We start from the raw sequence: 24209 nt of genomic DNA on the forward strand, positions 1-24209 counted from the left end.
TCGAAATACTGTCGCTCAACTTTCAAGTGTTTATCGATCGCCCGGCGAAGTGGCGGACGGCTATGGAGGCGCGGGACAGGTGAAGCACTATGAGCGGGTGGAAAAAGTACGCCTCCTCGTCGTCGACGACGACCCGCCCATCGCCGACCTCGTCGCGACCGTCGCCCGCTACGAGGGCTGGGACGCGATCACGGCGTACACCGGCGAGGACGCGCTGAAGCGGGCCGCCGAGTTCCACCCGGACATCGTGGTGCTCGACCTGATGCTGCCCGGCGTGGACGGCTTCGGCGTCCTGGACCGGCTGCGCGCCTCAGGGACGATGGTGCCGGTGGTGTTCCTCACCGCGCGCGACGGCGTCGCCGACCGGGTCGCCGGCCTGACGCGGGGCGGTGACGACTACCTGGTCAAGCCGTTCGCCGTGGAGGAGCTGATGGCCCGGCTGCGGACCGTGCTGCGGCGCAGCGCCGGACCCGCCTTCCAGCGGTCCGTGCTCCAGGTCGGCGACCTGACGATGGACGAGGACACCCGCGAGGTGCGGCGCGGCGAGCGGCTGCTGTCGCTCACCCCGACCGAGTACGAGGTGCTGCGCTACCTGATGCGCAAGTCGCCCACCGTGCTCACCAAGGCGCAGATCCTCGACCACGTGTGGGAGTACGGCTTCGGCGGCCGCTCCAACGTCGTGGAGCTGGTCGTCAGCCGGCTGCGCCGCAAGCTCGACGAGACGGACGACGGCGGCGCGCCCCTGATCCACACCGTGCGGGGATTCGGGTACGTGCTGCGGCAGGCCTCCGAGTGATCGCCAGACTGCGGCGGACCTACCGCAGGATGCGCCTGGGCACCCGGCTGGCCCTGGGCCTCGGCGCCCTGGCGCTGGTCGTGTTCGCCGTCGTCGGCACGGCCCTGACCACGTACATGCGGGACTACCTCTCGGCCCAGCTCGACACCCAGCTGGCACAGGCCCAGATCGCCCAGTCCAAGAGCATCGCGGACTACGGCACGCTCTCGGGCAAGAAGTACTACAGCTGGTTCTACGCCGTGTACGACGTCTCGGACGGCAGGCCCGAGCTCCGCAGGCCCGAGGACCCCGCCGACCTGCCCAAGGACGTCGACGACTTCACCTCCCTGGCCCGAGCGCAGACCGTCGCCCACACGGAACTCCTGCGCACCGAGCACCTCAAGGGCGCCGGCTCCTACCGGCTGCGCGCCTGCCAGGTCGAGCCCGGGGTCGTCCTGGTCAGCGCCGCGCCCATGGAGGACATCGAGGACACCGTCGGGCAGCTGATCACCATCCAGGTCGTCACCTTCGGGGCCGCGCTGCTCGCGCTGGTCGTCTTCGGCCGCAGGACGCTGCGCCGCGGACTGAAACCGCTCAGCGACATGGCGTCCACCGCCCACGGCATCGCCTCGCACGACCTGACCGAGTCGGCGGCCCGGCTGCCGCTGCGCGCCGACGGCCGGGACGGCGGACCCGAGGTGGACGAACTGCGCACCGCCTTCAACACCATGCTGGAGCACATCGACCACTCCCTCGCGGTGCGCGCGGAGGCCGAGCAGCGGCTGCGCCGGTTCGTCGCGGACGCCTCGCACGAGCTGCGCACCCCGCTGATGTCGGTACGCGGCTACGCCGACCTCTTCCAGTACGCCGCCGCCAACGCCCCCGAGGAACGCGACCGGCACCTGGCCCGGCTGCGCGCCGAGGCCGCCCGGATGGGTGTCCTGCTGGACGACCTGCTGCTGCTCGCCCGGCTGGACGCGGCGGAGGTGGAGGAGCCACTGAGGCTCCAGGAAGCCGACCTGGCCGAGTTGGTGTGCCAGGCCGCGGACGCCTTCCGGGCGGGCCGCCCCGACCACGGGCTGACCGTGCTCGCGGGGCCGCGCCCGGTGCGGCTGCGGATGGACCCGCTGCGCATCCGGCAGGTCGTCGACAACCTCCTCACCAACGCCGCCGTGCACACCCCTGCCGGGACGAAGGTGTCCGTGGAGGTGTGCGCCGCGCCCGGCTCGGCCGAGGTGCGGGTCGCCGACACCGGTCCGGGCATCCCGCCCGAGGACCGGGCCCGGGTCTTCGACCGCTTCTACCGCGTCGACAAGGCGCGCAGCCGCGACCGCGGCGGCAGCGGCCTCGGCCTCGCGGTCGCCCAGTCCCTGGTCCGGGCCCACGGCGGCCGCATCGAGCTGGACAGCGAGCCGGGGGCGACGGTCTTCACCGTCCGCCTGCCGCTGAACGGGGAGGAGTTCCCAGCCGCACCCGGTCCGGAAACAACCGCGGTCTAGACTCGTCCGGCAACAACCCGTACGACCATGGCCAGAAGTCTCCGCCAACCCGAAGGGCCCCGGCGCCTTGATACGGATCGAATCAGTCACCAAGCGGTACCCGGACGGCACGGTGGCGGTCGACCGGCTCTCCATGGAGATACCCGACCGCTCGATCACCGTCCTCGTCGGACCGTCGGGCTGTGGCAAGACGACCACCCTGCGGATGATCAACAGGATGGTCGAACCGAGCGAGGGAACGATCCTCCTCGACGGCGAGGACATCCAGCGGCAGCCCGTCACCACTCTGCGCCGCTCCATGGGCTACGTCATCCAGAACGCCGGCCTCTTCCAGCACCGCACGATCGTCGACAACATCGCGACCGTGCCGCGCATGCTCGGCTGGGGCAAGCAGAAGGCCCGGGCCCGGGCGGCCGAACTGATGGAGCGCGTGGGCCTCGACGCCGCGCTCGCCAAGCGGTACCCGTACCAGCTGTCCGGCGGCCAGCAGCAGCGCGTCGGCGTGGCCCGGGCGCTCGCCGCCGACCCGCCGGTGCTGCTCATGGACGAGCCGTTCTCGGCGGTCGACCCCGTGGTGCGCAAGGTCCTCCAGGACGAACTCCTGCGCATCCAGGAGGAGTTGGGCAAGACCATCGTCTTCGTCACCCACGACATCGACGAGGCGATCAAACTCGGCACGATGGTCGCCGTGCTGCGGGAAGGCGGCCATCTCGCCCAGTACGCACCGCCCGCCGAGCTGCTCTCCAACCCCGCGGACGCGTTCGTCGAGGACTTCCTCGGCGCCGACCGAGGCATCCGGGGCCTGTCGTTCTTCCCGTCCGCGGGCCTCACGCTGACCACCGACCCGGTGATCCGGGTCGATGCCACCGCCGAGCAGATCGCCGCCCCCGACGCCGCCTGGCTGCTGGTGACCGACGCGGACGGCAGGCCGCTCGGCTGGAGCGCGCCCGAGGATCTGACGGCCGGTGACATCAGGCCGGACCGGCTCCTCTCCCACGGGCGGCCGTTCGTGCCCGGCACCGACTCGCTGCGGGCCGCCCTCGACTGCGCCGTGCTCTCCCCGACCGGCTGGGCCGTCGCCGTGGACGCCGGCGGACGCGTGACCGGAGTCGTAGCCCAGCAGACCATCGGCGAGGCCATCCGCAGCGCCCATGAGGCACGGCGCGACGACGAGCGCGACGACGAGCGCGACGACGAGAAGGTCGCCGGATGAGCGACTTCCTCCACGACTTCTTCGACATCCCGAGCGACCTCCAGCACAGCTGGTTCGGGCTGATCGGGCTGCACCTGAGGGAAGCCCTCCTTCCGGTGGCGGCCGGACTGCTCCTCGCACTGCCGATCGCCCAGCTCTGCGTGCGCTTCCGCTGGCTGTACCCGCCCGTCCTCGGCCTGACGACGGTGCTGTACGCCATCCCGTCCCTGGCGTTCTTCGTCGTCCTCATCGACTACACCGGCCAGACCGAACTCACCGTGATGATCCCGCTGGCCGTGTACAGCCTGGTGGTGCTCGTCCCGGCGATCGTCGACGGGGTCCGCTCGGTGCCCCCGGAGACCCTGGCCGCCGCGACCGCCATGGGCTTCGGGCCCGTACGGCGGTACTTCCAGGTGCAGTTGCCGATCGCGGTACCGGCGATCATCGCGGGCCTCAGGGTGGCGACCGTGTCGAGCATCTCCCTCGTCAGCGTCGGCATGCTGATCGGCAACCAGGGCGCGCTCGGCAACCTGCTCCACGACGCGCAGATCTACAACCGGCCCGAGCTCACCTGGAACTCCGTGATCACCACGGCGCTCCTGGCGATCCTCGTCGACGCCCTGCTGGTCCTCGTCCGGGTGCTGCTGACGCCCTGGATGCCGAGCGGGAGGGCCCGTCGCAAGCCGGCGCCCGCCCTTGAGGAAGCCGCCCGGTGAACGTACTCAACTTCGTCCACGCGTTCTTCAGCGACAGCGCCCACTGGCAGGGCTACGACGGCATCCCGGCCCGGCTCGGGGAGCATGTCCAGTACACCCTGGAGGCGCTGCTCCTCGCCGCCGCGATCGGACTGCCGATCGGCCTGGTCACCGGGCACTACGGGCGCGGCGGCAACGCCCTGTCCCTGGTCGCCACCGCCGGGCGGGCCCTGCCCAGCTTCGGTCTGCTGGTGCTGATGACCACCCTGCTGGGCTTCGGCATGCTGCCCGTGATGATCCCGCTGGTCATCCTCGCCGTCCCGCCGATCCTGGTCACCACCTACGAGGCGATGCGCTCAGTCGACCCCTCGCCGGTGGACGCCGCCCGCGGCATGGGCATGCACGAGTCCCGGATCCTCTTCCAGGTGGAACTGCCGGTCGCCCTGCCGCTGATCCTCAGCGGACTGCGCTCGGCGGCCATCCAGATCGTTTCGACGGCCACCATCGCCGCGTACGTCAGCCTGGGCGGCCTCGGCCGGTACATCGTCGACGGCCTTTACCAGCGCAACTACGAGAAGGTGGTGGGCGGCGCGACGCTCGTCGCCGTGCTCGCGCTGGTCACGCTCGCGCTGTTCTGGGCGGCGGCCCGGATCGCGGTATCCCCGGGTGTGCGCAGGAGATGACGCCAATTGGTGACCAAGCTGCTCTTGACTGACCGAATATCCGCTGGCTTGGATCAGTGGGTGATTACTACACGGAAGAGCAGCACCCGGTCCATCACGAGGCACCCCGGCGCGGCAGCGGTCGCGCTGGCCGCGGCGGCAGTTCTTCTCGGGGGCTGTTCCTCCGGCGGCACCTCCGACGATCCCCTCAAGGGCGGCGGGGCGGAGGGCGGCGCCGTCGTCGTCGGCTCCAACAACTTCGCCGAGAGCATCCTGCTCGCCGACATCTACGGCGAGGCCCTCAAGGCCAAGGGCATCAAGGTCACCTACAAGCCCAACATAGGCAGCCGGGAGACCACGTACGGTCTGATGAAGAACGGCAGCGTGACCGTGCTGCCGGAGTACAACGGCTCCCTGCTGGCCTACCTCGACGCCAAGGCCAAGCCGAAGACGGTCGAGGAGACCACGACGGCCATCGACGGCAAGCTCGACTCCAAGCTGGAGCTGCTGAAGCCGTCGGCCGCGCAGAACAAGGACTCCGTGACGGTCAACGCGGAGACCGCGAAGAAGTACAAGCTGACCGCGGACTCGTCCATCGCGGACCTCAAGGACGTCGCCAAGGACCTGGACTTCGGCGGCTCGCCGGAGTTCCAGACCCGGCACCAGGGGCTGGTGGGCCTCAAGTCGGTGTACGGGCTTGAGTTCAAGTCCTTCAAGTCCCTCGACGCGGGTGGTCCGCTGACCCAGACGGCGCTGAAGAAGAACACCGTGCAGGCCGCGGACCTCTTCACCACCGACCCGACCATCGCCCGGGACAAGTTCGTCGTCCTGAAGGACCCGGAGAACCTCTTCGGCTTCCAGAACGTGCAGCCGCTGGTCCGCAAGGGCGAGCTGTCCAAGGAGGGCGCCGCGGCACTCGACGCGGTCTCGGCCAAGCTGGACACGAAGGCACTGCTCGAACTGGACGCGCAGGTACAGCTGGAGAAGCAGGACCCGCTGGACGTGGCCAAGGCGTGGCTGAAGTCGGCGGGCCTGGTCTGACGTTTTGGTCCCGCGGCCCGGGCGGAGCGCACCGCCCGGGCCGCGCGATGTATCCCTAGGCCTGTAAGGCCGACGCGATCAGCTGGTCGATCAGGGCGATCAGCACGTCCCGGCACGACTCCCGGTCCCGCGCGTCGCACAGCAGTACCTGCACATGCTCCGGCACCGCGAGCGCCTCCCGGATGTCCTCCGGGGGATAAGGGTGCTTGCCGTGGAAGCCGTTCACCCCGATGACGAACGGGATCTCCCGGCGTTCGAAGAAATCGATCGCGGCGAAGCTGGACTCGGGTCTGCGGACGTCGACCAGGACCACCGCGCCGAGCGCGCCAAGCGCCAGGTCGTTCCACATGAACCAGAACCGCTGCTGCCCCGGCGTACCGAACAGGTACAGCACCAGTTCCCGGCTGATGGTGATTCTGCCGAAGTCCAGGGCCACGGTGGTGGCCCGCTTCTCCTCGATGCCGTCGAGATCGTCGATGCCCAGACCGGCGATGGTCAGGGGTTCCTCGGTGCGCAGCGGGGCGATCTCGCTGACCGACCCGACCATGGTGGTCTTGCCCACGCCGAAGCCCCCGGCGACGAGGATCTTGACCGTGTCGGGTGCCGAGGACGCGTCTGTGACGGGGTCAGAGCCGGCCAAGGCCGTCCCTCACTTTCTGCAGCAGGTCCAGGTCCGGAGTGGTACGGGAAACGAGGCGCGGCGGGCGGACGGTGATCCGGCCCGCCTCCAGCAGGTCGCAGAGCAGGATGACGACCACGCTCACCGGCAGGTCCAGCCGGGCCGCCAGCTCCGCCACGGCGACCGGCTCGGCACAGAGCCGGAGGATCCGGGTGTGCTCGGGCTGGCACCGGGGCGCGGTGGCCGGTGCCGGATCGACCGCGGTCACCGTCGCGATGAGCGTGAAGTCGGCACGGCTGGGCCGGGTCCGGCCACCGGTCAGGGCGAACGGTCTTACCAGCCGGCCCGCCGAGTCGCCTTCGCCCACCTCACACGCCTGGGTCGACGACGGGTCCGGACATGCCCCGCGGTGCCGCGCTGAGGTGCTCGCCGATCTTCTTCACCAGCATGTTCATCTGATACGCCACCACACCGACGTCCGCGCCCGGGCCGGTCAGCACGACCAGATGGGCGCCGGGGCCGGCGGAGGTCAGGATCAGGTAGCTGTTGGCCATCTCGATGAGCGCCTGGCGCACCGGACCGCCCCGGAAGTCCATGCTGACGCCCTTGCTCAGGCTCATCAGACCGGACGCGGTCGCCGCGAGCCGCTCGGCGTCGTCGCGCAGGAACCCGGTGGACTTGCTGACCACCAGGCCGTCCTCGGAGAGCACCACGGCCTGGTTCACGTCGGCGACCCGCTCCACGAGTCCGGTCAGCAGCTGGTCGAGCTGGGTGTGCGTGGCGGGGATGGGGCGTGTCATTTGCGGTGTCCTTCGTCAGCGGTCGGCGGGCGGAGTCGAGGGGACGGGGTCGGCGGAGGCCTGCCGGGGTGGTGCGGCCGGGTCCTCGTCACGGGCCCGGAGCGTGCCGCGCTGGAAGCCGGCCAGGGAGGAGGCGGCGGCTTCCGCGGTGAAGTCGTCGAGGGAACCGTCGTCGCCGTCGGCCGGGGACTCTTCGCGCAGTTCCTCGACGAGGCTGGTCTGCGGCACACGACGGGGCAGCGGGGCGAGACCGTCCCCGCGGGGGATACGAGCGGCGGACGCCGTCCGCGCCCCGGCGAGCGCGCGCGGCTCACGCCCGGAACGGCCGTCGCCCGCACCGCCGGTGACGCTCTCGGACCCGGCGTTGCCGCCGTTGCCGGTGGCGCCGGAGACACGCCCGGACTCCGAGGCACGCTCGGCACCCACCGGGTCCGGCCCGCCGCCCGGGCGGTGTTCGTCCGCCGAGCCGTGTCCGTCTGCCGGGGGGTGTCCGTCTACCGGGCTTCGGCCGTCTGCCGAGTTCTGCCCGCGGCCCGAGCGTTGTCCGTGCGCCGAGCTGTGGTCGTCTGCCGAGTTCTGCCCGTCGTCCGAGCCTGGCCCGTTCGCCGGGCGTCGGCGGTCTGCCGAGTTCTGCCCGTTGCCTGAGCCTGGCCCGTTCGCCGGGCTTCGGTCGTCTGCCGAGTTCTGCCCGCGGCCCGAGCGTTGTCCGTCCGCCGAGCTGTGGTCGTCTGCCGAGTTCTGCCCGTCGCCTGAGCCTGGCCCGTTCGCCGGGCTTCGGCCATCGCCAGAGCCCTGCCCGTCGCCAGAGCCCTGCCCGTCGCCCGGGCCTGGCCCGTCCACCGAGCCTCGCCCGTCGCCCAAGGTTTCTTCGTCCACCGGGCTCCGCCCGCCCTCCGGGCCTCCGGCGTCCTTCGGCACGCCGGTGGCCGGGAGGCTCGTGCCCCGGGGGCCGCCGAGGGCCGTCAGGCTGGTGTGCGTGCCGTTCAGGGGCCTGGCGTTGTGGGTGCCGGGTGTGCCGGGTGTGCCGGTGGAGGGGACCTCCCGGACCACGATGTCGTGCGGTATCAGCACGATCGCCGTGGTCCCGCCGTACGGCGACGAGCGCAGGGTGACGGCGATGCCGTGCCGGTGGGCCAGCTGCGCTATCACGAACATGCCGAGACGCAGGTCGTCGGCGAGCGCGACCACGTCGAACTGCGGCGGCACCGCCAGCTGTTCGTTGAAGGACGCGTAGTCCTCCTCCGACATGCCGAGTCCGCGGTCCTCGACCTCGACGGCGAGCCCCTTGGCCACCATCCCGGCCCGCACCGTGACGGGGCTCGGGGCGGGGGAGTACGCCGTCGCGTTGTCGATGAGCTCGGCCAGCAGATGGATGACGTCGGCGACCGCGGGCGGGGCGACGTACACCTCCTCCTCGGTGTGCACCTCCACCCGCTGGTACTCGGCGACCTCGCCGACCGCGCTGCGCAGGATGTCCATCAGCGCGACCGGCTCGGTCCAGCTGCGGCCCGGCCGTTCGCCGCTGATGATGACGAGGTTCTCCTCGTAGCGGCGCAACTGGCTGGCCGTTGAGTCCAGTTCGTACAGGCCCTTGAGGATGTCGGGGTCACTGTGCTCGCGCTCCAGCGTGTCCAGCTTGCTCAGCTGGAGGTTGACCAGGTTCTGGCTCTGCCGGGCGATGCCCAGGATGATCTTCTGGAAGCCGCGCCGGGTGTCGGCGAGTTCGACCGCGGTGTGCACGGCCGTGCGCTGGGCGGTGTTGAACGCCTGGGCCACCTGGCCGAGTTCGTCATGCCCGTAGTCCAGCTCGGGCGTGGCCGACTCCGGGTCGACCGTCTCGCCCCGGTCCAGCCGTGCCACCACGTCGGGCAGCCGCTCCTGCGCGAGGCTGACTGCGGCCCGGCGCAGACCGCGCAGCCGCCGGGACAGCGAGCGGGTGATCCGCCAGGACATGCCGACGCACAGCAGCAGCGCGAGGAGTCCGCCGGCGCTCAGCGACGCCGCCTTGATCAGCGTCCCGTCGGCCTTGTCGGCGCTGCGTTCCAGCAGTCCCGTCGTCTGCCGCTCGATGAGGCTCGCGTAGTGCGCGGACAGCTTGTCCATGGCGGCGTTCCACCGCTTCTGCGCGTCCGGCAGGGCGATCCGGTCCGCGTCTGCGCTGGAGTTCCGGGCCGCCAGCACCTGGTCCTCGATCGACTCCAGCGTCCGCCACTCCGGGCTCGCCAGGATCCGCTCGGTCTGCGCCTTGGCCTCACCGGTGAGCTGGGGCACCACCTGGTCCTGGACCAGCCAGCGCCGGGTGTTCACGAGTTCCGCGTACTGCACCCACGCCTTGTCGTCCAGATGCCCCGACGGCCACGCCAGGGTGAGCTGCGCGTCCTCCCGGGAGACCAGCTCCGCCGCGTGCTCCAGCGCGACCAGCGGGCCGGCCTGCGAGGTGAGGTCGCCGTCGTCGACCTGGGAGAGCTCCTGGAAGGCGTGGATCTGGTCGTCGATGATCGAGGAGTACTGGTCCAGCGCCTGCTGGGGGGTGATGTCGGTGGGGTCGTCGACCTGGTCCCGGTAGTACTCGAGGCTTCCGACCGAGCCCAGCACCGAATACAGCCGGTCGGAGACGCGGGAGGGCGCCTTCTCGATCGCGTCCGCCTGCCCGACGAGCTTCCCGACCGCCTTGTCGGTCTCCTCGCGCTGCGCGTCGAGGGCGGTCCGGGAACCGTGCGGCGAGGCCAGCCAGGCGGCCGACAGGCTGCGCTCCCGCTGCAGCGCGAGCGTCGCGTCGGTGCCCATGGCGCCGGTCGACCGGCTCAGCTCCGTCTGGTCCCGCAGCCGCAGGCCCTCCGAGAACATCTGGATCGTCGTCACGCCCCACATGGCGGCGAGGGTGACGCTGGGCACCAGGGCCAGCAGCCACAGGGAGAGGCGTATGGAACCGAGACGGCGCCGGGCACCTGTCCGTCGAGACATCGTCGTCCTAGGGCGATCAGCGGGGAGCGAGGAACGGGGAAGCGGAACGGTCGGGGAGGGTGGGGGACAGGCGCGGGGGTGAGGCCGTCCCGGGCGTGGCACATGGGATGCGCAGGATGTTATCCGTACAAGTGGGGGTGCGAACCGGGCCTGACCGAATCTTTGGCGACACCGTCACAGGAAGTGTCCGGTCACCGGGTCCCGGCGGCGGCGAACCGGGCCACAGCGGACACGTTCGACCTGGTCACGAACGCGGGACCGGTGAGCACCGGAGCCGCCCCGCCGCCGCTGATGTTGCCGTTGGTGCGGTACAGCCACAGGGCGTCCACCGCGAGGTAGCCCTGCAGATACGGCTGCTGGTCCACTGCGAACTGCACATCGCCGCCCTGGACCGCCTTGACCAGGTCCTTGTTGAGGTCGAAGGTGGCCACTTCGGCTCTGCTGCCGGCCTGCTCGACGGCCTTGACCGCGCTGAGCCCGTACTGGGCGCCCAGGGTGACGACCTCGTCGATGCTCGTGTCCTGCCGCAGCCGGGACGCGATCGTGGCGGTCACCGCGTTCATGTCGGCGCCGTCCACGTAGAGGTTGTCGGTGTCGCCGCGGAACGTCTTCCGTACTCCGGCGCAGCGGGCCTCCAGCGCGACATTGCCCCGTTCGTGCACCACGCACAGGGCGTGCTTGGCCTTGACCTCGTCCAGCTTGTCGCCGACGGCCCGGCCGGCGACGGACTCGTCCTGGCCGAAGTACTCCAGGAGTCCCGCGGGCCGCCAGGCGTCGATGCCGGAGTTGAGCCCGACGACGGGGATGCCGGCCGCCTTGGCCTGGGCGACCGGGCCGCGCATCGCCGCCGGTTTGGCGAGCGTCACGGCGATGCCGTCGACCTTGTCGCGGACCGCGTCCTTCACCAGCGCGGCCTGCGCGGCCGGGTCGGAGTCCCCGGCGTACGTCAGGTCGATGCCGTCCTTGGCGGCCGCCGCCTCGGCGCCTCTGCGCACCAGGTCCCAGAAGGCGTCGCCCTTGCCGCCGTGGGTGACGAGGGCGACCTTCATCCCGCCGCCGGACCGCTCTGCCGTATCCGACCTGTCGTCGGCGGCGCCGAGGACGGAGCAGCCGGACACCAGCAGACACGCGGCGGAGGCCAGGGCCGCGGTTCGGAAGAGTCTCGGGGTGGTGGGCTGCGGGGGAGGAGTGTTCATGGGGGGTGGACCTCGCTGTGCGGCCGAGCAAGAGCAGGGTGAGAGCACAGCGGGGCCGTGAACGTGCACGACCCGATGACTCTCTCTGGCCCGGAGCCAACCGTGTGTGACCACTGGTCGTCAAGTGAGCGGCCACAAGCCGTGAGTTGCCGCCGCCGCATCGTGATGATCCGTCCGACGGGCCGAACGGCGAGGTCAGGGCCCCTTTCCCCGGCTACGGCTTGCGCGCCACCGCGCCGTACATCGCGATGTCCTCGTCCCGGATCTTGGCACCGTCTTTTTCCGTACCGTCCGTGCGGTTCGGGCGCCACTTGTGGACCTGCGCGATGCCGGGCTCCACCAGGTCGAGCCCCTCGAAGAACTCCGCCGCCTCGGGCAGGGTGCGCAGCCGCATCGGCATGCCGCGCGCGGCGTACTCCCGGGCCACCCGGCCGACCTCGTCGGGTGCGAAGTCGGCGGTGCCGACGGACATCGCGAGGCAGCTGCCGGGCGGCAGCGGGTCGAGGAGCCGGCGGACGATGCCGACGGCGTCGTGCTCGTCCAGCATGAAGTGCACGATCGCGATGACGGTCAGCGCGACCGGCTCCGACAGGTCGAGGGTCTCCCGGAAGCCGGGGGCGCCGAGGATGGCCGCCGGGTCGCGCATGTCCGCCTCGACGTACGCCGTCCCGCCCTCGGGCGTGCTCGACAGCAGGTCCTTGGAGAGGGAGAGGACGAGCGGATCGTTGTCGACGTAGACGACCCGCGCGTCCGGGGCCGCCGCCTGGGCGATCTCGTGCAGGTTGGGCGAGGTCGGGATGCCGGTGCCGATGTCGAGGAACTGGCGGATCCCCGCCTCGGCCGCGAGATACCGCACGGCGCGGTGCATGAAGTCGCGGTTGGCCCGCATGTGGACCGGCAGGGCGGGCCACTCACGGCACATCGCGTCGCCCGCCTCCCGGTCGGCGGGATAGTTGTCGTCGCCGCCGAGGATGTAGTCGTAGATCCGCGCGGAGTGCGCGCTCTCGGTGTCGATACGGTGCTCCGGCATCCGGGCCTCCCAGTGCACAACTCACCTGTCACCGGCCACAGTTGGACCGATGGGCGAGATTCCATCACTCCTGCCCCCGGGAGGGAAGAAACAGCTTTCCGAGGCGGGTGCCGCGGGCCGCCTAAACTGGTGCGGCTCACGGGACGACGGGCGCGACGGACACGACGGAAGGGGCGGTGACGGTGGCGGCAGCCGGCGGTGGCTTCGAGGACCCGTCAGCCGACGTGCTCGCCGAGGCGGCCGGGGCCTTCGGGCTGCTGGCCTCGCCCGCCCGGCTGCACATCGTCTGGGCGCTGGCCCAGGGCGAGAGCGATGTGACCGGGCTCGCGGAGCGGGTCGGCGGGGCGCTGCCCGCGGTCAGCCAGCACCTCACCAAGCTGAAGCTGGCCGGCCTGGTCCGCTCCCGCCGCGAGGGCCGCCGGCAGGTGTACTACGTCGACGACCCGGACATCGTCGACGTCGTGCGGCTCCTGGTGGGCCGGCTCATGGACCGAGCCGCACCGGCGCGCCGCCGGCTTCATGGCCTCTGAGACCGCCGAGGGCACCACCCTGGAGGTGCTGCGGCGGCTGGAGTCGGGGCCCCGAGGGCTGACCGAGTCCGAGGCGGCGGCGAGGCTGATCGCCTGCGGCGAGAACACCCTGCCTCAGGCGCGTACACCGTCCTGGCCCCTCCGTTGCGCGCACGCCCTGCGTGACCCCTTCACCGCCGTACTGCTCTGCCTCGGCCTGGTGTCCGTCGCCATGGCGTCCTGGGGCACCGGGGTGGTCATCCTCGCCCTGGTCGTGGTGAGCTGCGTGCTGCGCGCGACCGGGGAGCACCGGGCCGACCGGTCCATGTCCGCCCTGCGCGATCTGGTCGCCGGTACGGCCGCGGTGCTCCGCCGCACCGACGGCCGGGAGCCGCCGGAGTCCCGGGAGGTCCCGGTCGCCGAACTGGTCCCCGGCGACGTGATCCGCCTCGGTCCGGGAGACCTGGTCCCGGCGGACGTACGTCTGCTGCGGGCGCGGGGGCTCACGGTGCACCAGGGCGTCGTGACCGGGGAGTCGGCGCCGGTGGACAAGAGAACGGCGGACGGGACGGGCGAGTCCCTCCTGTGTTTTCAGGGCAGCACCGTCGCCTCGGGCACCGCCACCGCCGTCGTGGTCGCCACCGGCACCGGGACCCGGTTCGCCGCCGCGCACCGGCAGCCGGCCGCGCGCCGGGAGGGCGGGGCCTTCGACCGGTCCGTGCACGGGATCTCCTGGGTGCTGATCCGGTTCATGCTGCTGACCCCGCCCCTGGTGCTGATGGCCAACGCGGCGCTGCGCGGACGCGGCCTGGAGACCCTGCCCTTCGCCGTCGCGGTCGCCGTCGGCCTGACGCCCGAGATGCTGCCGGTGATCGTCACCACCTGTCTGGCCCGGGGCGCCGCCCTCCTGGCCCGCACGCACGGCGTCATCGTGAAACGGCTGCCCGCGCTGCACGACCTGGGCGCTGTCGACGTGCTGTGCGTCGACAAGACCGGCACACTCACCCAGGACCGGCCGGTCGTCGCACGGGCCCTCGACCCGGCGGGCCGGGACGACCCGGAGGTGCTGCGCTGGGCCGCCGTCGGCGCCTGGTGGACCCTCCAGCTCGCCGAACTGCCCGCCCCCGACGCCCTCGACGAGGCCCTGCTGGAGGCGGCCGGGCCGGTGGGCGAGGAGTACGACGGGGTGGACGCCGTGCCGTTCGAACCGGTACGGCGGATCTCGACGGCGGTGGTACGCGGCTCCCTCGGACGGCACACCGTCGTCGTCACCGGTGCCGTCGAGGCCGTACTGGAACGCTGCGCGACCGAACCCGGCGAGCGCGACCGGCTGCTCGCCCTCGCCGCCCGGGAGGCGGACACCGGGCTGCGCGTGCTGGCCCTCGCCACGGCCGACCGTCCCGCCCGCGTGAAACCGTCGGCCGATCCCCGGGGCCTGGCCTTCCGGGGCCTGGTGACCTTCCGGGACACCCTCGCCCCGACCGCCGCGGAGGCACTGCGCGGCCTGGCCGACCGCGGCGTCACCGTCAAGGTCCTCACCGGCGACCACCCGGCCACGGCGGCCCGGGCCTGCCGGGAACTGGGCCTGGATCCGGGGCGGGTGCGGACCGCCTCGGACCTGGCGGACTCCGAAGCCGCCGGGGCGACCGTGGTCGCCCGCTGCACCCCTCAGGACAAGGCCCGCCTCGTCGCCGCCCTGCGCGCCGCCGGGCACACCGTCGGGTTCCTCGGCGACGGGGTCAACGACGTGGCCGCGCTGCGCGCCGCCGACGTCGGGCTCGCGCCCCGCTCCGCCGTCGGCGTGGCCCGCGAGAGCGCCGAGGTCGTCCTCGCCGAGAAGGACCTCACGGCGATCGGCCACGCGATCACGGCCGGCCGGCACGCGAGCGGCAACATCGCCTCGTACCTGCGCGTCACGCTCTCCTCCAACCTGGGCAACGTCGTCGCCATGCTCGCCGCCGGCCTGTTGCTGCCCTTCCTGCCGATGCTCCCGGCCCAGGTGCTCGCGCAGAACCTGTGCTTCGACGCGGCCCAGCTCGCCTTCGCCCACGACCGTCCCGGCGCGGCGGCGTTGCGCGGTCCGGCCGTGCTGCGGCCGCGCTCCTTCCTCCGGTTCGTCACCGGCTTCGGCCTGCTCAACGCGCTCGCCGACCTCGCCACCTTCGCCGTCCTCGCCCTCGCGCTGAACGGCCCCGACGCCGTGGACGACGAGGCCGTGTTCCACTCCGCCTGGTTCACCGAGAACCTGCTCACCCAGGCCCTGGTGATGCTGCTCCTGCGCAGCGGCCGGCGCGTCGAGGGGAGCCGGGTGCCGGGCCCGGTCGGCTGGGCGGCGGCCGGCCTGGCCGCCGTCGGCCTGCTGCTGCCGCCGAGCCCTCTGGGCACGGCCCTCGGCATGACGGCCCTGCCCGCCGCGTACTACCTGCTGCCCGCCGTGGTGCTCGGCCTGTACGCCCTGGCCCTGACGGCGGCCAGGGCCAGGCAGCGGCAGCGTCAGCCGTAGGTGAGGTCCGAGCAGGGGTTGTCGTCCGCCGAACGGGCCCCGTCGGCGACCTCGGAGGGTACGGCGGTCGGAGCCGGGGACGCGGACGCCGTCGCCGCCGGGCTGTCGGCGTACGACTGCCCCAGCACGACCTTGATCCCGCTGCCGGTCACCGACCGGAGCTCGGCGCCGGGGAAGGCCGCCGCGACGGTCCGGGCCCGGTCCCCGAGGCCGGGGCCGTACTCGACCAGTGTGGTCGTGTGGTCCTGGGCGGACGCCGTCGCCGTACCCGTGACGGTGAAGCCGTCCGCGGTGAGGGCCTCGGCGGCGCGTGCGGCCAGTCCGGGGACCGCGGTGCCGTTGTAGACGGCGACGTCGATGCCGTCCCCGGAGACCGGCGCGGGGGATGCGGAGGCGGACGGAGTGCCCGCCGAGGGGCTGGAAGCAGACTTTCCGGTTTTCTTTCCGCCGGCGTCCTGGCCGTCGATCGTGCGGTCGGCCTTGAGCGCGGCCCACAGCGCGTCGGCGTCCGGCTGCACGATCGCCACCCGGGAACCCTCGTAGCGCCAGGGCAGGGTGACGAACTTCGTGTTGTGCAGGTCGATGTCCTTCAGGGACATCGCGAAGGAGATCAGCTTGTCGGCGGAGCCGAGGCCGGGGTCGACGGTCAGCGACTCGGTGGCGGCGTCGGCGAGCGGCAACAGCCGTGTCGGGGTGAGGCCCTTGCTCTTCACCTCCTTCAGCAGACCGGCCACGAACGCCTGCTGGCGCTTGATCCGGCCTATGTCGCTGCCGTCGCCGATGCCGTGCCTGATCCGGACGTAGTCCAGCGCCCGCTGTCCCGACACGGTCTGTTCGCCCTTGTGGAACAGCAGCTTGCCCGGGGCGGTGAGGTGCGGGTCGAGGTCGTTCTCGTGCACGTCCTGCGGCAGGCACACCCGCACCCCGCCCACCACCTCCGTCAGCCGTGCGAAGCCCTTGAATTCGACGACGACGGTGTGGTCGACGCGCAGCCCGGTGAGCTGCTCGACCGTGTTCTGGGTGCAGGCGGGGTTGCCCTTGGCGGTCTGCCCCACCGAGTACGCGGCGTTGAACATCGTGTCCGGCTGCGCCTTCGTCCAGCTGCCGTCGGGCAGTTCGCAGGACGGGACGGTGACCAGGGTGTCACGCGGGATGGAGACGGCGAGGGCGTGCCGGTGGTCGGCGTAGACGTGCAGCAGGAACGCGGTGTCGGAGCGGCCGACGTCGTCCTTGTCGCCGCCGCCCAGCGCGCTGTTGCCGCCAGTGCGGGTGTCGGAGCCGATGACCAGGATGTTCTCGCCCTTCGACGAGCCGGCCGCGGGGCGGTTGTCGGAGAGGCCGCCGGAGTCGAAGGTGCTGATGTTGCCGTCCAGCTTCAGATACAGCCAGCCGGCACCGCCCGCGGCGAGCACGAGCAGGGCCAGACAGATCAGGAGGGCGACACGTGGCCCGCGGCGGCGACCGCGCCGCCGCCTCTGATCCCGGGGCGCGGCCCGGTGCCGCGGTTGTTCTGTCCTCCGAATACTGCTGACCGTCATCGGCGTCCGCTTGCCTCTCGCCCGGGGGTTGTACAGTTGCGCAATGTAGCAACTGTTGAAGAGAGGGAGGGCATGACGTGCTGCGCAACGGACTGGAGCCCTGGCATCTGCTGATCGTGGGGATCGTCGTGATCGTTCTGTTCGGCTCGAAGAAACTGCCGGACACGGCGCGATCACTCGGCCGCTCGATGCGGATCCTCAAGAGCGAGGCGAAGGCAATGAAGGAGGAGGGCGCCGGGGAACCGGCCTCCGGAGGGCCGGACCCCCGGGATCCGGCGCCCTCCGTGGAGCCCGTCAGCCCGTCAGAACCGGCAGCGTCCGATGGCCGTGCGAGATGAACGAGTCCACCGGCAGCAGTTCCTCGGCCGGCACGGCCAGGGTGAGGCCGGGGAACCGTTCGAACAGCGCCGGCAGGGCCACGCGCGCCTCCAGCCGGCCGAGCGGGGCGCCCAGGCAGTGGTGGACGCCGTACCCGAAGGCCAGATGGTCCTTGGCAGCGCGGGTGACGTCGAAGACGGCGGCGTCCGCGCCGTGGTGCTCCCGGTCGCGTCCGGCGGCGGCGTACGAGGCGAGGATCGCCTCGCCCTTGCGGATCACCGCGCCGTCCGGGCCGCCCAGTTCACCGAGGGGCAGATCCTCGACCGCGTACCGCAGCGGCAGGCTGGCCACCGGCGCCTCGGCCCGCAGGGTCTCCTCGATCACATCGTCCCAGGAGGCGCGCCCGCCGCGGACGTGGGCGAGCTGGTCGGGGTGGGTGAGCAGCGCGTGGACGGCGTTGTCGAGCAGGTTGACCGTGGTCTCGTGACCGGCGCTGATCATCAGCATCAGCGTGTCGAGCAGCTCCTGCTCGCTGAGCCGTGTGCCGCTCTCCTCCTCGTGTGCCGAGATCAGCGCGGAGGTGAGGTCGTCGCCGGGCGCCGCCCGTTTCACGGCGACGAGCTCACCGAGGACGGCGTAGAACCGGGCATAGATGTCGGCGACCTCGGCGGCGTCGGCCGAGGTGTGGAAGACGCCGTCCACCACGATCCGCAGCTCGTCCCCCAGCTCCTCGGGCAGCCCGAGCAGTTCGCCGATGACCTGGATGGGCAGCGGGTAGCAGAACTCCTCCCGCAGATCGACCGGTTGGCCGTCCGCGCCGCCGCCGGCCCCGGCCTTGGCGACCCGGTCGAGCAGTGCCCCGGTGATCTCCTCGATCCGTGGCCGCAGCGCGTTGGTGCGGCGGGCGGTGAATGCCTTGGAGACGAGGGTGCGCAGCCGTTTGTGGTCGGTGCCGTAGGCCGTGAACATGTTCTGCACGGCGACCCAGGTGAACAGCGGCCAGTCCGGTGAGACCTCGCCGTCGATCCAGCGTTGCCAGTGCCGGCGCGGGTCCTTCGACACCCGTGGGTCGGTGAGCAGCCGTTTGAGAAGCGGGGTGCTGCTGACCGCCCAGGCCGGGACACCGTGGGGGAGTTCGACGGGGGTGACCGGGCCGCGCTCGCGGATTTGGGTCGCCTCGCCGTGGATGTCGCGGCCGGTCGGGTCGATCACAATCGGGTGGGTCTGATCCATCGGACTCTCCCTGGGCTGGCGGCTGTTCGTACGTCGCGCGCACGCCTGGGCGCGGACGCGGCCCGTCCAGCCAAGTCGCCGCGGCCGGGCGACGCCAGGGGGTGCGGGATCACTGGCCTGAACAGGGTCACCGGGCCTGATTCAGACGGTCTGGCCGGCCTCCCGCTCCAGGGGCCCCGCCACCGCCCGCGCGGCCTTGGCGGCCTTCCTGCGCTGCCGCCGGCCGACGCGCGGCTCCTGGTCCGGGAGCCACCCGAAGGTGAGGCAGCTGCCGACGATGCCCAGGAGCATGCCCACGAAGAAGCCGCCCAGGTTCGAGGTCATCCAGGTCGCCAGGGAGACCAGCACCCCGATGACCGAGTAGAACAGGCGCTGGGAGGGATTGAAGAGGATCAGTACGCCGCACAGCAGCATCACGGCCGGAAACAGATAGCCGGCCAGACCCTGCATGCCGACGTGCAGGATGACGTCCAGCGACGCCTTCAGGGTGAGCAGGACCTCCGCACCGCCCAGGGTGAGCAGCAGCCCGCCCCAGAAGGGACGGCCGGCCCGCCACCGGCGGAAGGCGGACCGGGACTTCCCGCGTGGGTCGCCGGGCATCAGCAGCCCGATTCGCTGAAGCCCAGCTTCAGCCCCGGCAGCTTGAACACACCGGCCGTCGTGGCGTAGTTGGTCTGCCGCAGGTTGGCGATGTGCACGGTGTCGGACTGCTGGCTGAACACGCCGATCGGCCCCTTGCCCAGAGGGCCGGCCTTGTTGAGTTCGCTGGCGTCGTTGCCGATCTCGATGTTGGTGAAGGCCGCGTCACCCGAGAGCTGTGTGGAGTCGGTGGTCAGGTCGGTCGCCCGGACCTTCTTCTCGCCTTCACCCGCCCTGATGATCAGGTTCGTTCCGCCCAGGTCCACGCTCTGGCACAGCTTGGTGAGCGTCGCGTCCTTGATCACGGACGTGACGACCAGCACCTCGCCGCCGGTCTCACCCGCGTTGGGGCTGTCCTTGGCCATCTTGTCCAGGCCTCCGAACTGCGCGAAGCCGTTGCCCTTCAGCTCGGTCGCGGTGACCGTGAAGGGCATACCGGAGATGGCGAACTGCACGCCCAGCGCCCCCTCCGCGGTGAGGACCGCGAGGCCGGCGGCGACCAGGGTGGCCGGCACCGCCATCACCGCGGCCCGGCGTGCCCGGACCCGCCCGCGGCGCGCCGGAACGTCAGTGACGTCGTCGGCGGCGGGGCCGTCCGGTCTTTCGGGGGTGAGCTCGGCGGAGGAGGTCATGTCTGCTCCAGGTGCGTGTCGGTGCGGATCGGACTTCGGTGGCACGTTGCCCTGGCGCGGACACCGACCGCGTACGTACGTCCCCCCGCAACCCCCGGCGGTTGCAAGGGCTTTCTCGTTACGCCGCAGTAGCCGACTCGGAAGTTACCGGGGGTTACATGAGCGGTCAAGGGAAGTGTGAACAAAGAGTGTTGAATGTGCGCCGCATGTGAGTCACCGTCGTTCGGAAACTCTCAGCGCACGCACAACTCCCTTGATAAGTCTTGACGTTGACTGACCGCCAGGTCTACAACTCTCCTCGTCTCAACGGATCCGTGGCGCCGGATCCGCCGCGCGGCACCGTCCGCGCGCCCCCGGCCCGCCCGTCCCGGACGGGCATCTCACCGCCCGGTGCGTCCGCACGGGCTTTCCATCGCCCGAGTCCGATCCTCCACGGCACGGCAGCTTCCTCTGGAGCCGCGCCACCAGCCACCCCCCGCCTGGCCCGGCCGGAGCCGCGTTCCCGTGCGTGCCTCCGGCCGGTGACCGGACCGCCGTTGCCGGTCCGTCACGTACGGTGAAGGCGTGACGGACCGGCGACGGCGGACGCCTACGCGCGTCCCCCTCACCCTCGCTTCCGAAAGAGGTACACCCGCATGCGTACACGCACCCTGCTCGCCCTCACCGCCGCCGTCGCCGCCCTGGGCCTCGCCACCCCCGCCTCGGCCGCCGACACCCCGGTCCTGACCACGAGCGACGGCGCGGCCGTCGCGGTCGGTGACGTCCTCGACGCGTCCCTGGCGAGCGGCACCGCCGCCACCTTCCGCTCCAGCGCGACCGGCACCAGCGGCATCTCCTGCACCTCGTCGGCGTTCTCCGCCGAGGTCACGGCCAACCCGGCCGCTCCGGGCACCGCAACCGAGTCCCTCGCCTCGCACACCTTCGACACCAGCGGCTGTAGCGCCAACGTCACCGGTGTGCTCGGCGTCAGCGGCATCACTGTCGACAACCTGCCCTACACCACCAGCGTGTCCTCCGACGGCACGGTCTCCGTGACCCCGGGCGCGAGCTCCGCCATCCAGTCCACGGTCAAGCTGCGCACCCTGCTCGGCACCATCACCTGCGTCTACCAGGCCCCGAGCCTGACCGGCACGGCGAGCAACGCCGACCACAGCATCTCCTTCGTCAACCAGCAGTTCACGAAGACGTCCGGTTCGTCGCTGTGCTTCAGCAACGCCTTCTTCACGGCCAAGTACGCCCCGGTGACCAAGGGCGGTGTCGCGGTCAACGTCAACTGACCATCAATCAGCGGTAGTTCAGCGTCGCCGTAGCCGTACGGCCAGGGCGGCGCCGCCGGTGAGCAACAGCACCGCCGCGGCGCCGCCCGCCAGCATGGGAGTGGAGGGGCCCGAGCCGGGGTCGGAAGCGGCGGCCACCTTCTGCTCCTCCTGCTCCTCTTTCTGCTCCTTCCTTTCCGGAGGCGCCGCCTCCTTCGGCGGAGCCACCGTGTCCTTCTGCGGAGCCACCGTGTCCTTCTGCGGAGCCACCGTGTCCTTCTCCGGGAACACCACGTCCGAGCACGAGTAATAGGTGTCCGGCGTACTGCTGTTCTGCCACACGGTGTACAGCACGTGCCGCCCCGTCCGGTCGGACGGCAGGGTCGCCTCCAGGCGGTAGGCGCCGTCCGTCAGGGCCGGGTCCGTCACCTCGGCGAACGGCTTCTCGGGCAGGTCGGACCAGGACAGCGGCCCGGCCGGGTCGTAGCCCGGCTTCGTCAGGTACATCCGGAACGTGCCCGTGTGCGGGATCGTCGAGACGTACCGCATGGTCAGCGCCGCGCCGGGTTTCACCCGGGTCGACGGCCAGTCGGCGCGGGCGAGGTCGAGGCCCCGGTACTCGGGCAGCCCTCCGCTGCACAGCTTCCCGTCGGGGACGACCTGCCGGTCCCGGCCGTTGACGTTCGCCAGCCGCAGGTTGTCCCACGCCGTGAAGGGCGCGCCGTTCGCGGCGACGGCCGCGCGGCACGCCGCCGAGCCGGCGCGATCGCCGCCCTCGGGGGAGCAGGCCACCACCCGGCTCAACGGATCCGTCGGCGCACCGTGCGCCCCGGCCGGTCCGGCGGCCCACAGCGGCAGCAGCAGCGGGGTCACGAGGGCGGCCGCGAGTGCGGTGCGGTGTGGGGTCGTACGAGGCATCCCTCTGCGTCTCCTCGGCCGGGGCGGCAACGTCGGTAGTGCAGTACGGGAAACCGTCCCGGCGCGTTCACTACGGGGGGTGTGTTCGAAAAGGGGTCGTTCGCGCCCAACTGCCCGCCATAGAGGGTGGGTTTCCGGCCGGATCGAGGGTTTCCCCCGTATCCCGATGACCTGCCCTTTGCCTATCGTTCGACCACAGCTGACCCACAGGCAACCCCGAACGGGCCCGCTCGCCTTCTCTGCGCCTGGCCGGCCAACGCGTCGCTTTTCGAACCACCCCCCCTCCGCTTCGACGACGAAGCGACTCCACCGCCGCTCCGCCCAGCCCGGAGTCAGGCCACGAAAGGCAACGACCGTGCGTACCTCCCCAGAGCTCAGACGGAAGCTGATATCCGTCGCCGTCGTCTCCGCCGCGCTGCTGACCGCCGCCCCCGCCTCGGTCGCCGTCGCCCAGGAGTCCGCACCCCGCCCCGCCGTCCCCACCGCCCAGACCGAGGCCGCCCCCGGCGCCCCGGCCGAGCGCCTCATCGTCGGCTACAAGTCCGGTGCCTCCGAGGCCAAGTCGAACAAGGCCGCGGCGGCCGACGCCGAGGCCAAGGCCGAGAAGACGGGCGAGGAAGTCGACTTCCAGCGCCGCCTCGGCACGGGTGCCGCCCTCGTCGAGCTGGGCACCGACACGACCCGGACGTCCGTCGCCGACGTCGTCGCCCAGTACGAGGCCGACCCGCAGGTCGCCTACGTCGTTCCGGACCGTCTGAACAAGCCGACGGCCGTCACCCCGAACGACACCGACTACGGCAAGCAGTGGGACCTGTTCGAGTCCACCGCGGGCATGAACGTCCCGGGCGCCTGGGACACCACCACCGGCAGCGGCGTCACCGTCGCCGTCATCGACACCGGCTACGTCACCCACTCCGACCTGGCCGCGAACATCGTCGGCGGCTACGACTTCATCTCCGACACCGCCGTCTCCGTCGACGGCAACGGCCGCGACAGCAACCCGGCGGACCCGGGCGACTGGTACAACGACAACGAGTGCGGCCAGGGCATCCCGGCCTCCACCTCCTCCTGGCACGGCACCCACGTCGCCGGCACCATCGCCGCCGCCACCAACAACGGCAAGGGCGTCGCCGGCATCGCCTACGGTGCGAAGATCTCCCCGATCCGCGTCCTCGGCAAGTGCGGCGGCTACGACTCCGACATCATCGACGCGATCACCTGGGCCTCCGGCGGCACGGTCTCCGGCGTTCCCGCCAACACCAACGTCGCCAAGGTCATCAACATGAGCCTCGGCGGGGGCGGCGCCTGCTCCACCGCCACCCAGAGCGCCATCACCGGCGCCGTGAACCGCGGCACCTCGGTCGTCGTCGCGGCTGGCAACGAGAACCAGAACGTCTCCAACTCCTCCCCGGCGAACTGCAACAACGTCATCTCCGTCGCCGCGACCAACCGCGCGGGCAGCCGTGCCTCGTACTCCAACTACGGCTCGCTCGTCGACATCTCCGCCCCCGGCGGCGAGACCCGCACCTCCACCGCCAACGGCATCCTGTCCACGCTGAACTCCGGCGCCAAGACGCCGTCGAGCGAGAACTACGCCTACTACCAGGGCACCAGCATGGCCACCCCGCACGTCGCGGGCCTCGCCGCGCTGCTGAAGTCGGCGAACTCCGCCCTCACCCCGGCGCAGATCGAGTCGGCCATCAAGGCCAACGCCCGGGCCCTGCCCGGCACCTGCTCCGGCGGCTGCGGCGCCGGCCTCGCGGACGCCGCCAAGACGGTCCAGGCCGTCAAGGGCGGTACGTCCACCGGCACGACCTTCTCCAGCACCACCGCCGTCGCCGTCCCGGACAACGGCGCGGCGATCGAGTCGCCGATCAGCGTCACCGGCCGCAGCGGCAACGCCCCCTCGGCCCTCCAGGTCGGCGTCGACATCACCCACACCTACCGCGGCGACCTCGTCATCGACCTCGTCGCGCCGGACGGCTCGACGTACCGCCTGAAGTCCGCCGCTTCGGACTCCGCCGACAACGTGAACACCACCTACACGGTGAACGCGTCGAGCGAGACCGCCAACGGCACCTGGAAGCTGCGCGTCCAGGACACCGCGGCGCAGGACACGGGCACGCTGAACAGCTGGAAGCTGACCTTCTGATTCACGTTCACGAGCGGGCGGGCCGGCCGGTGCGGATG

At 71.6% G+C, this 24209-nt stretch carries 22 protein-coding genes; 11 read left to right on the top strand and 11 right to left on the bottom strand.

The window, feature by feature from the left end:
* Positions 1–97: 97 nt before the first annotated feature.
* The 6 genes from ACWIF2_RS09635 to ACWIF2_RS09660 all read left to right on the top strand — a co-directional run bounded on the left by ACWIF2_RS09635 (position 98) and on the right by ACWIF2_RS09660 (position 5864).
* Complete coding sequence (locus ACWIF2_RS09635; protein WP_454359595.1) at positions 98–796, top strand: response regulator transcription factor; 699 nt, start codon at positions 98–100, stop codon at positions 794–796.
* Positions 793–2274 (top strand): sensor histidine kinase, encoded by a 1482-nt coding sequence (locus ACWIF2_RS09640; RefSeq protein ID WP_454359577.1) that lies wholly within the window; start codon positions 793–795, stop codon positions 2272–2274. Before ACWIF2_RS09635 ends, ACWIF2_RS09640 begins: the two co-directional genes overlap by 4 nt.
* A 67-nt stretch (positions 2275–2341) precedes the next feature.
* Positions 2342–3487 (top strand): ABC transporter ATP-binding protein, encoded by a 1146-nt coding sequence (locus tag ACWIF2_RS09645; protein WP_454359578.1) that lies wholly within the window; start codon positions 2342–2344, stop codon positions 3485–3487.
* Positions 3484–4182 (top strand): ABC transporter permease, encoded by a 699-nt coding sequence (locus ACWIF2_RS09650; protein ID WP_454359579.1) that lies wholly within the window; start codon positions 3484–3486, stop codon positions 4180–4182. The genes ACWIF2_RS09645 and ACWIF2_RS09650 overlap by 4 nt, the downstream gene beginning before the upstream one ends.
* Complete coding sequence (locus ACWIF2_RS09655) at positions 4179–4844, top strand: ABC transporter permease (protein ID WP_454359580.1); 666 nt, start codon at positions 4179–4181, stop codon at positions 4842–4844. Before ACWIF2_RS09650 ends, ACWIF2_RS09655 begins: the two co-directional genes overlap by 4 nt.
* Positions 4845–4907: 63 nt before the next feature.
* On the top strand, positions 4908–5864 hold the full coding sequence (locus ACWIF2_RS09660) for an ABC transporter substrate-binding protein (protein ID WP_454359596.1): 957 nt from the start codon (positions 4908–4910) through the stop codon (positions 5862–5864).
* A 55-nt stretch (positions 5865–5919) separates the two neighbouring features.
* On the opposite strand, the gene ACWIF2_RS09665 is transcribed toward ACWIF2_RS09660, so the two are convergent.
* The 6 genes from ACWIF2_RS09665 to ACWIF2_RS09690 form a co-directional block, all read right to left on the bottom strand.
* Positions 5920–6504, bottom strand: coding sequence for a GTP-binding protein (locus ACWIF2_RS09665; protein WP_454359581.1), 585 nt, complete (start codon positions 6502–6504; stop codon positions 5920–5922).
* Positions 6491–6850: a DUF742 domain-containing protein gene (locus tag ACWIF2_RS09670; protein ID WP_382496154.1), complete on the bottom strand. Its 360-nt coding sequence runs from the start codon at positions 6848–6850 to the stop codon at positions 6491–6493. Before ACWIF2_RS09670 ends, ACWIF2_RS09665 begins: the two co-directional genes overlap by 14 nt.
* Position 6851: 1 nt before the next feature.
* Positions 6852–7283 carry a roadblock/LC7 domain-containing protein gene (locus ACWIF2_RS09675; RefSeq protein WP_382496156.1) on the bottom strand — a complete coding sequence of 144 codons (432 nt, stop codon included), beginning with the start codon at positions 7281–7283 and terminating at the stop codon, positions 6852–6854.
* Between the two features lie 15 nt (positions 7284–7298).
* Positions 7299–10247 carry a nitrate- and nitrite sensing domain-containing protein gene (locus ACWIF2_RS09680; protein WP_454359582.1) on the bottom strand — a complete coding sequence of 983 codons (2949 nt, stop codon included), beginning with the start codon at positions 10245–10247 and terminating at the stop codon, positions 7299–7301.
* A 191-nt stretch (positions 10248–10438) separates the two neighbouring features.
* Complete coding sequence (locus tag ACWIF2_RS09685) at positions 10439–11443, bottom strand: substrate-binding domain-containing protein (RefSeq protein WP_454359583.1); 1005 nt, start codon at positions 11441–11443, stop codon at positions 10439–10441.
* Between the two features lie 214 nt (positions 11444–11657).
* Positions 11658–12473 (bottom strand): SAM-dependent methyltransferase, encoded by an 816-nt coding sequence (locus ACWIF2_RS09690; protein WP_454359584.1) that lies wholly within the window; start codon positions 12471–12473, stop codon positions 11658–11660.
* Positions 12474–12655: 182 nt separating this feature from the next.
* Between ACWIF2_RS09690 and ACWIF2_RS09695 the strand changes: the two genes are divergently transcribed.
* Both ACWIF2_RS09695 and mgtA read left to right on the top strand, forming a co-directional pair.
* A complete protein-coding gene (locus tag ACWIF2_RS09695; protein ID WP_454359597.1) occupies positions 12656–13003 on the top strand; it encodes an ArsR/SmtB family transcription factor in 348 nt (115 codons plus the stop codon).
* A complete protein-coding gene (gene mgtA / locus ACWIF2_RS09700; RefSeq protein ID WP_454359585.1) occupies positions 12993–15485 on the top strand; it encodes a magnesium-translocating P-type ATPase in 2493 nt (830 codons plus the stop codon). Before ACWIF2_RS09695 ends, mgtA begins: the two co-directional genes overlap by 11 nt.
* On the opposite strand, the gene ACWIF2_RS09705 is transcribed toward mgtA, so the two are convergent.
* A complete protein-coding gene (locus tag ACWIF2_RS09705) occupies positions 15476–17023 on the bottom strand; it encodes an LCP family protein (RefSeq protein ID WP_454359586.1) in 1548 nt (515 codons plus the stop codon). The genes mgtA and ACWIF2_RS09705 overlap by 10 nt on opposite strands.
* A gap of 77 nt (positions 17024–17100) precedes the next feature.
* On the opposite strand from ACWIF2_RS09705, the gene tatA reads away from it, so the two are divergent.
* Positions 17101–17361, top strand: a complete 261-nt coding sequence (gene tatA, locus ACWIF2_RS09710; protein ID WP_454359587.1) for a Sec-independent protein translocase subunit TatA — start codon at positions 17101–17103, stop codon at positions 17359–17361.
* Here the strand turns inward: tatA and ACWIF2_RS09715 are convergent.
* The 3 genes from ACWIF2_RS09715 to ACWIF2_RS09725 form a co-directional block, all read right to left on the bottom strand.
* Positions 17318–18574: a cytochrome P450 family protein gene (locus tag ACWIF2_RS09715; RefSeq protein WP_454359588.1), complete on the bottom strand. Its 1257-nt coding sequence runs from the start codon at positions 18572–18574 to the stop codon at positions 17318–17320. The two genes, tatA and ACWIF2_RS09715, sit on opposite strands and share 44 nt — an antisense overlap.
* 141 nt (positions 18575–18715) lie before the next feature.
* Entirely contained in the window at positions 18716–19174 is a 459-nt protein-coding gene (locus ACWIF2_RS09720; RefSeq protein WP_454359589.1) for a DUF6114 domain-containing protein, read from the bottom strand.
* Complete coding sequence (locus ACWIF2_RS09725) at positions 19174–19845, bottom strand: DUF6230 family protein (RefSeq protein WP_454359590.1); 672 nt, start codon at positions 19843–19845, stop codon at positions 19174–19176. Before ACWIF2_RS09725 ends, ACWIF2_RS09720 begins: the two co-directional genes overlap by 1 nt.
* A 635-nt stretch (positions 19846–20480) precedes the next feature.
* On the opposite strand from ACWIF2_RS09725, the gene ACWIF2_RS09730 reads away from it, so the two are divergent.
* Entirely contained in the window at positions 20481–21122 is a 642-nt protein-coding gene (locus ACWIF2_RS09730) for a Tat pathway signal sequence domain protein (RefSeq protein WP_454359591.1), read from the top strand.
* Between the two features lie 18 nt (positions 21123–21140).
* On the opposite strand, the gene ACWIF2_RS09735 is transcribed toward ACWIF2_RS09730, so the two are convergent.
* Positions 21141–22019, bottom strand: a complete 879-nt coding sequence (locus ACWIF2_RS09735; protein WP_454359592.1) for a lytic polysaccharide monooxygenase — start codon at positions 22017–22019, stop codon at positions 21141–21143.
* A 355-nt stretch (positions 22020–22374) separates the two neighbouring features.
* Between ACWIF2_RS09735 and ACWIF2_RS09740 the strand changes: the two genes are divergently transcribed.
* Entirely contained in the window at positions 22375–24171 is a 1797-nt protein-coding gene (locus ACWIF2_RS09740) for a S8 family peptidase (protein ID WP_454359593.1), read from the top strand.
* Positions 24172–24209 lie beyond the last annotated feature (38 nt).

The organism is Streptomyces sp. NPDC055506 (assembly GCF_053643595.1).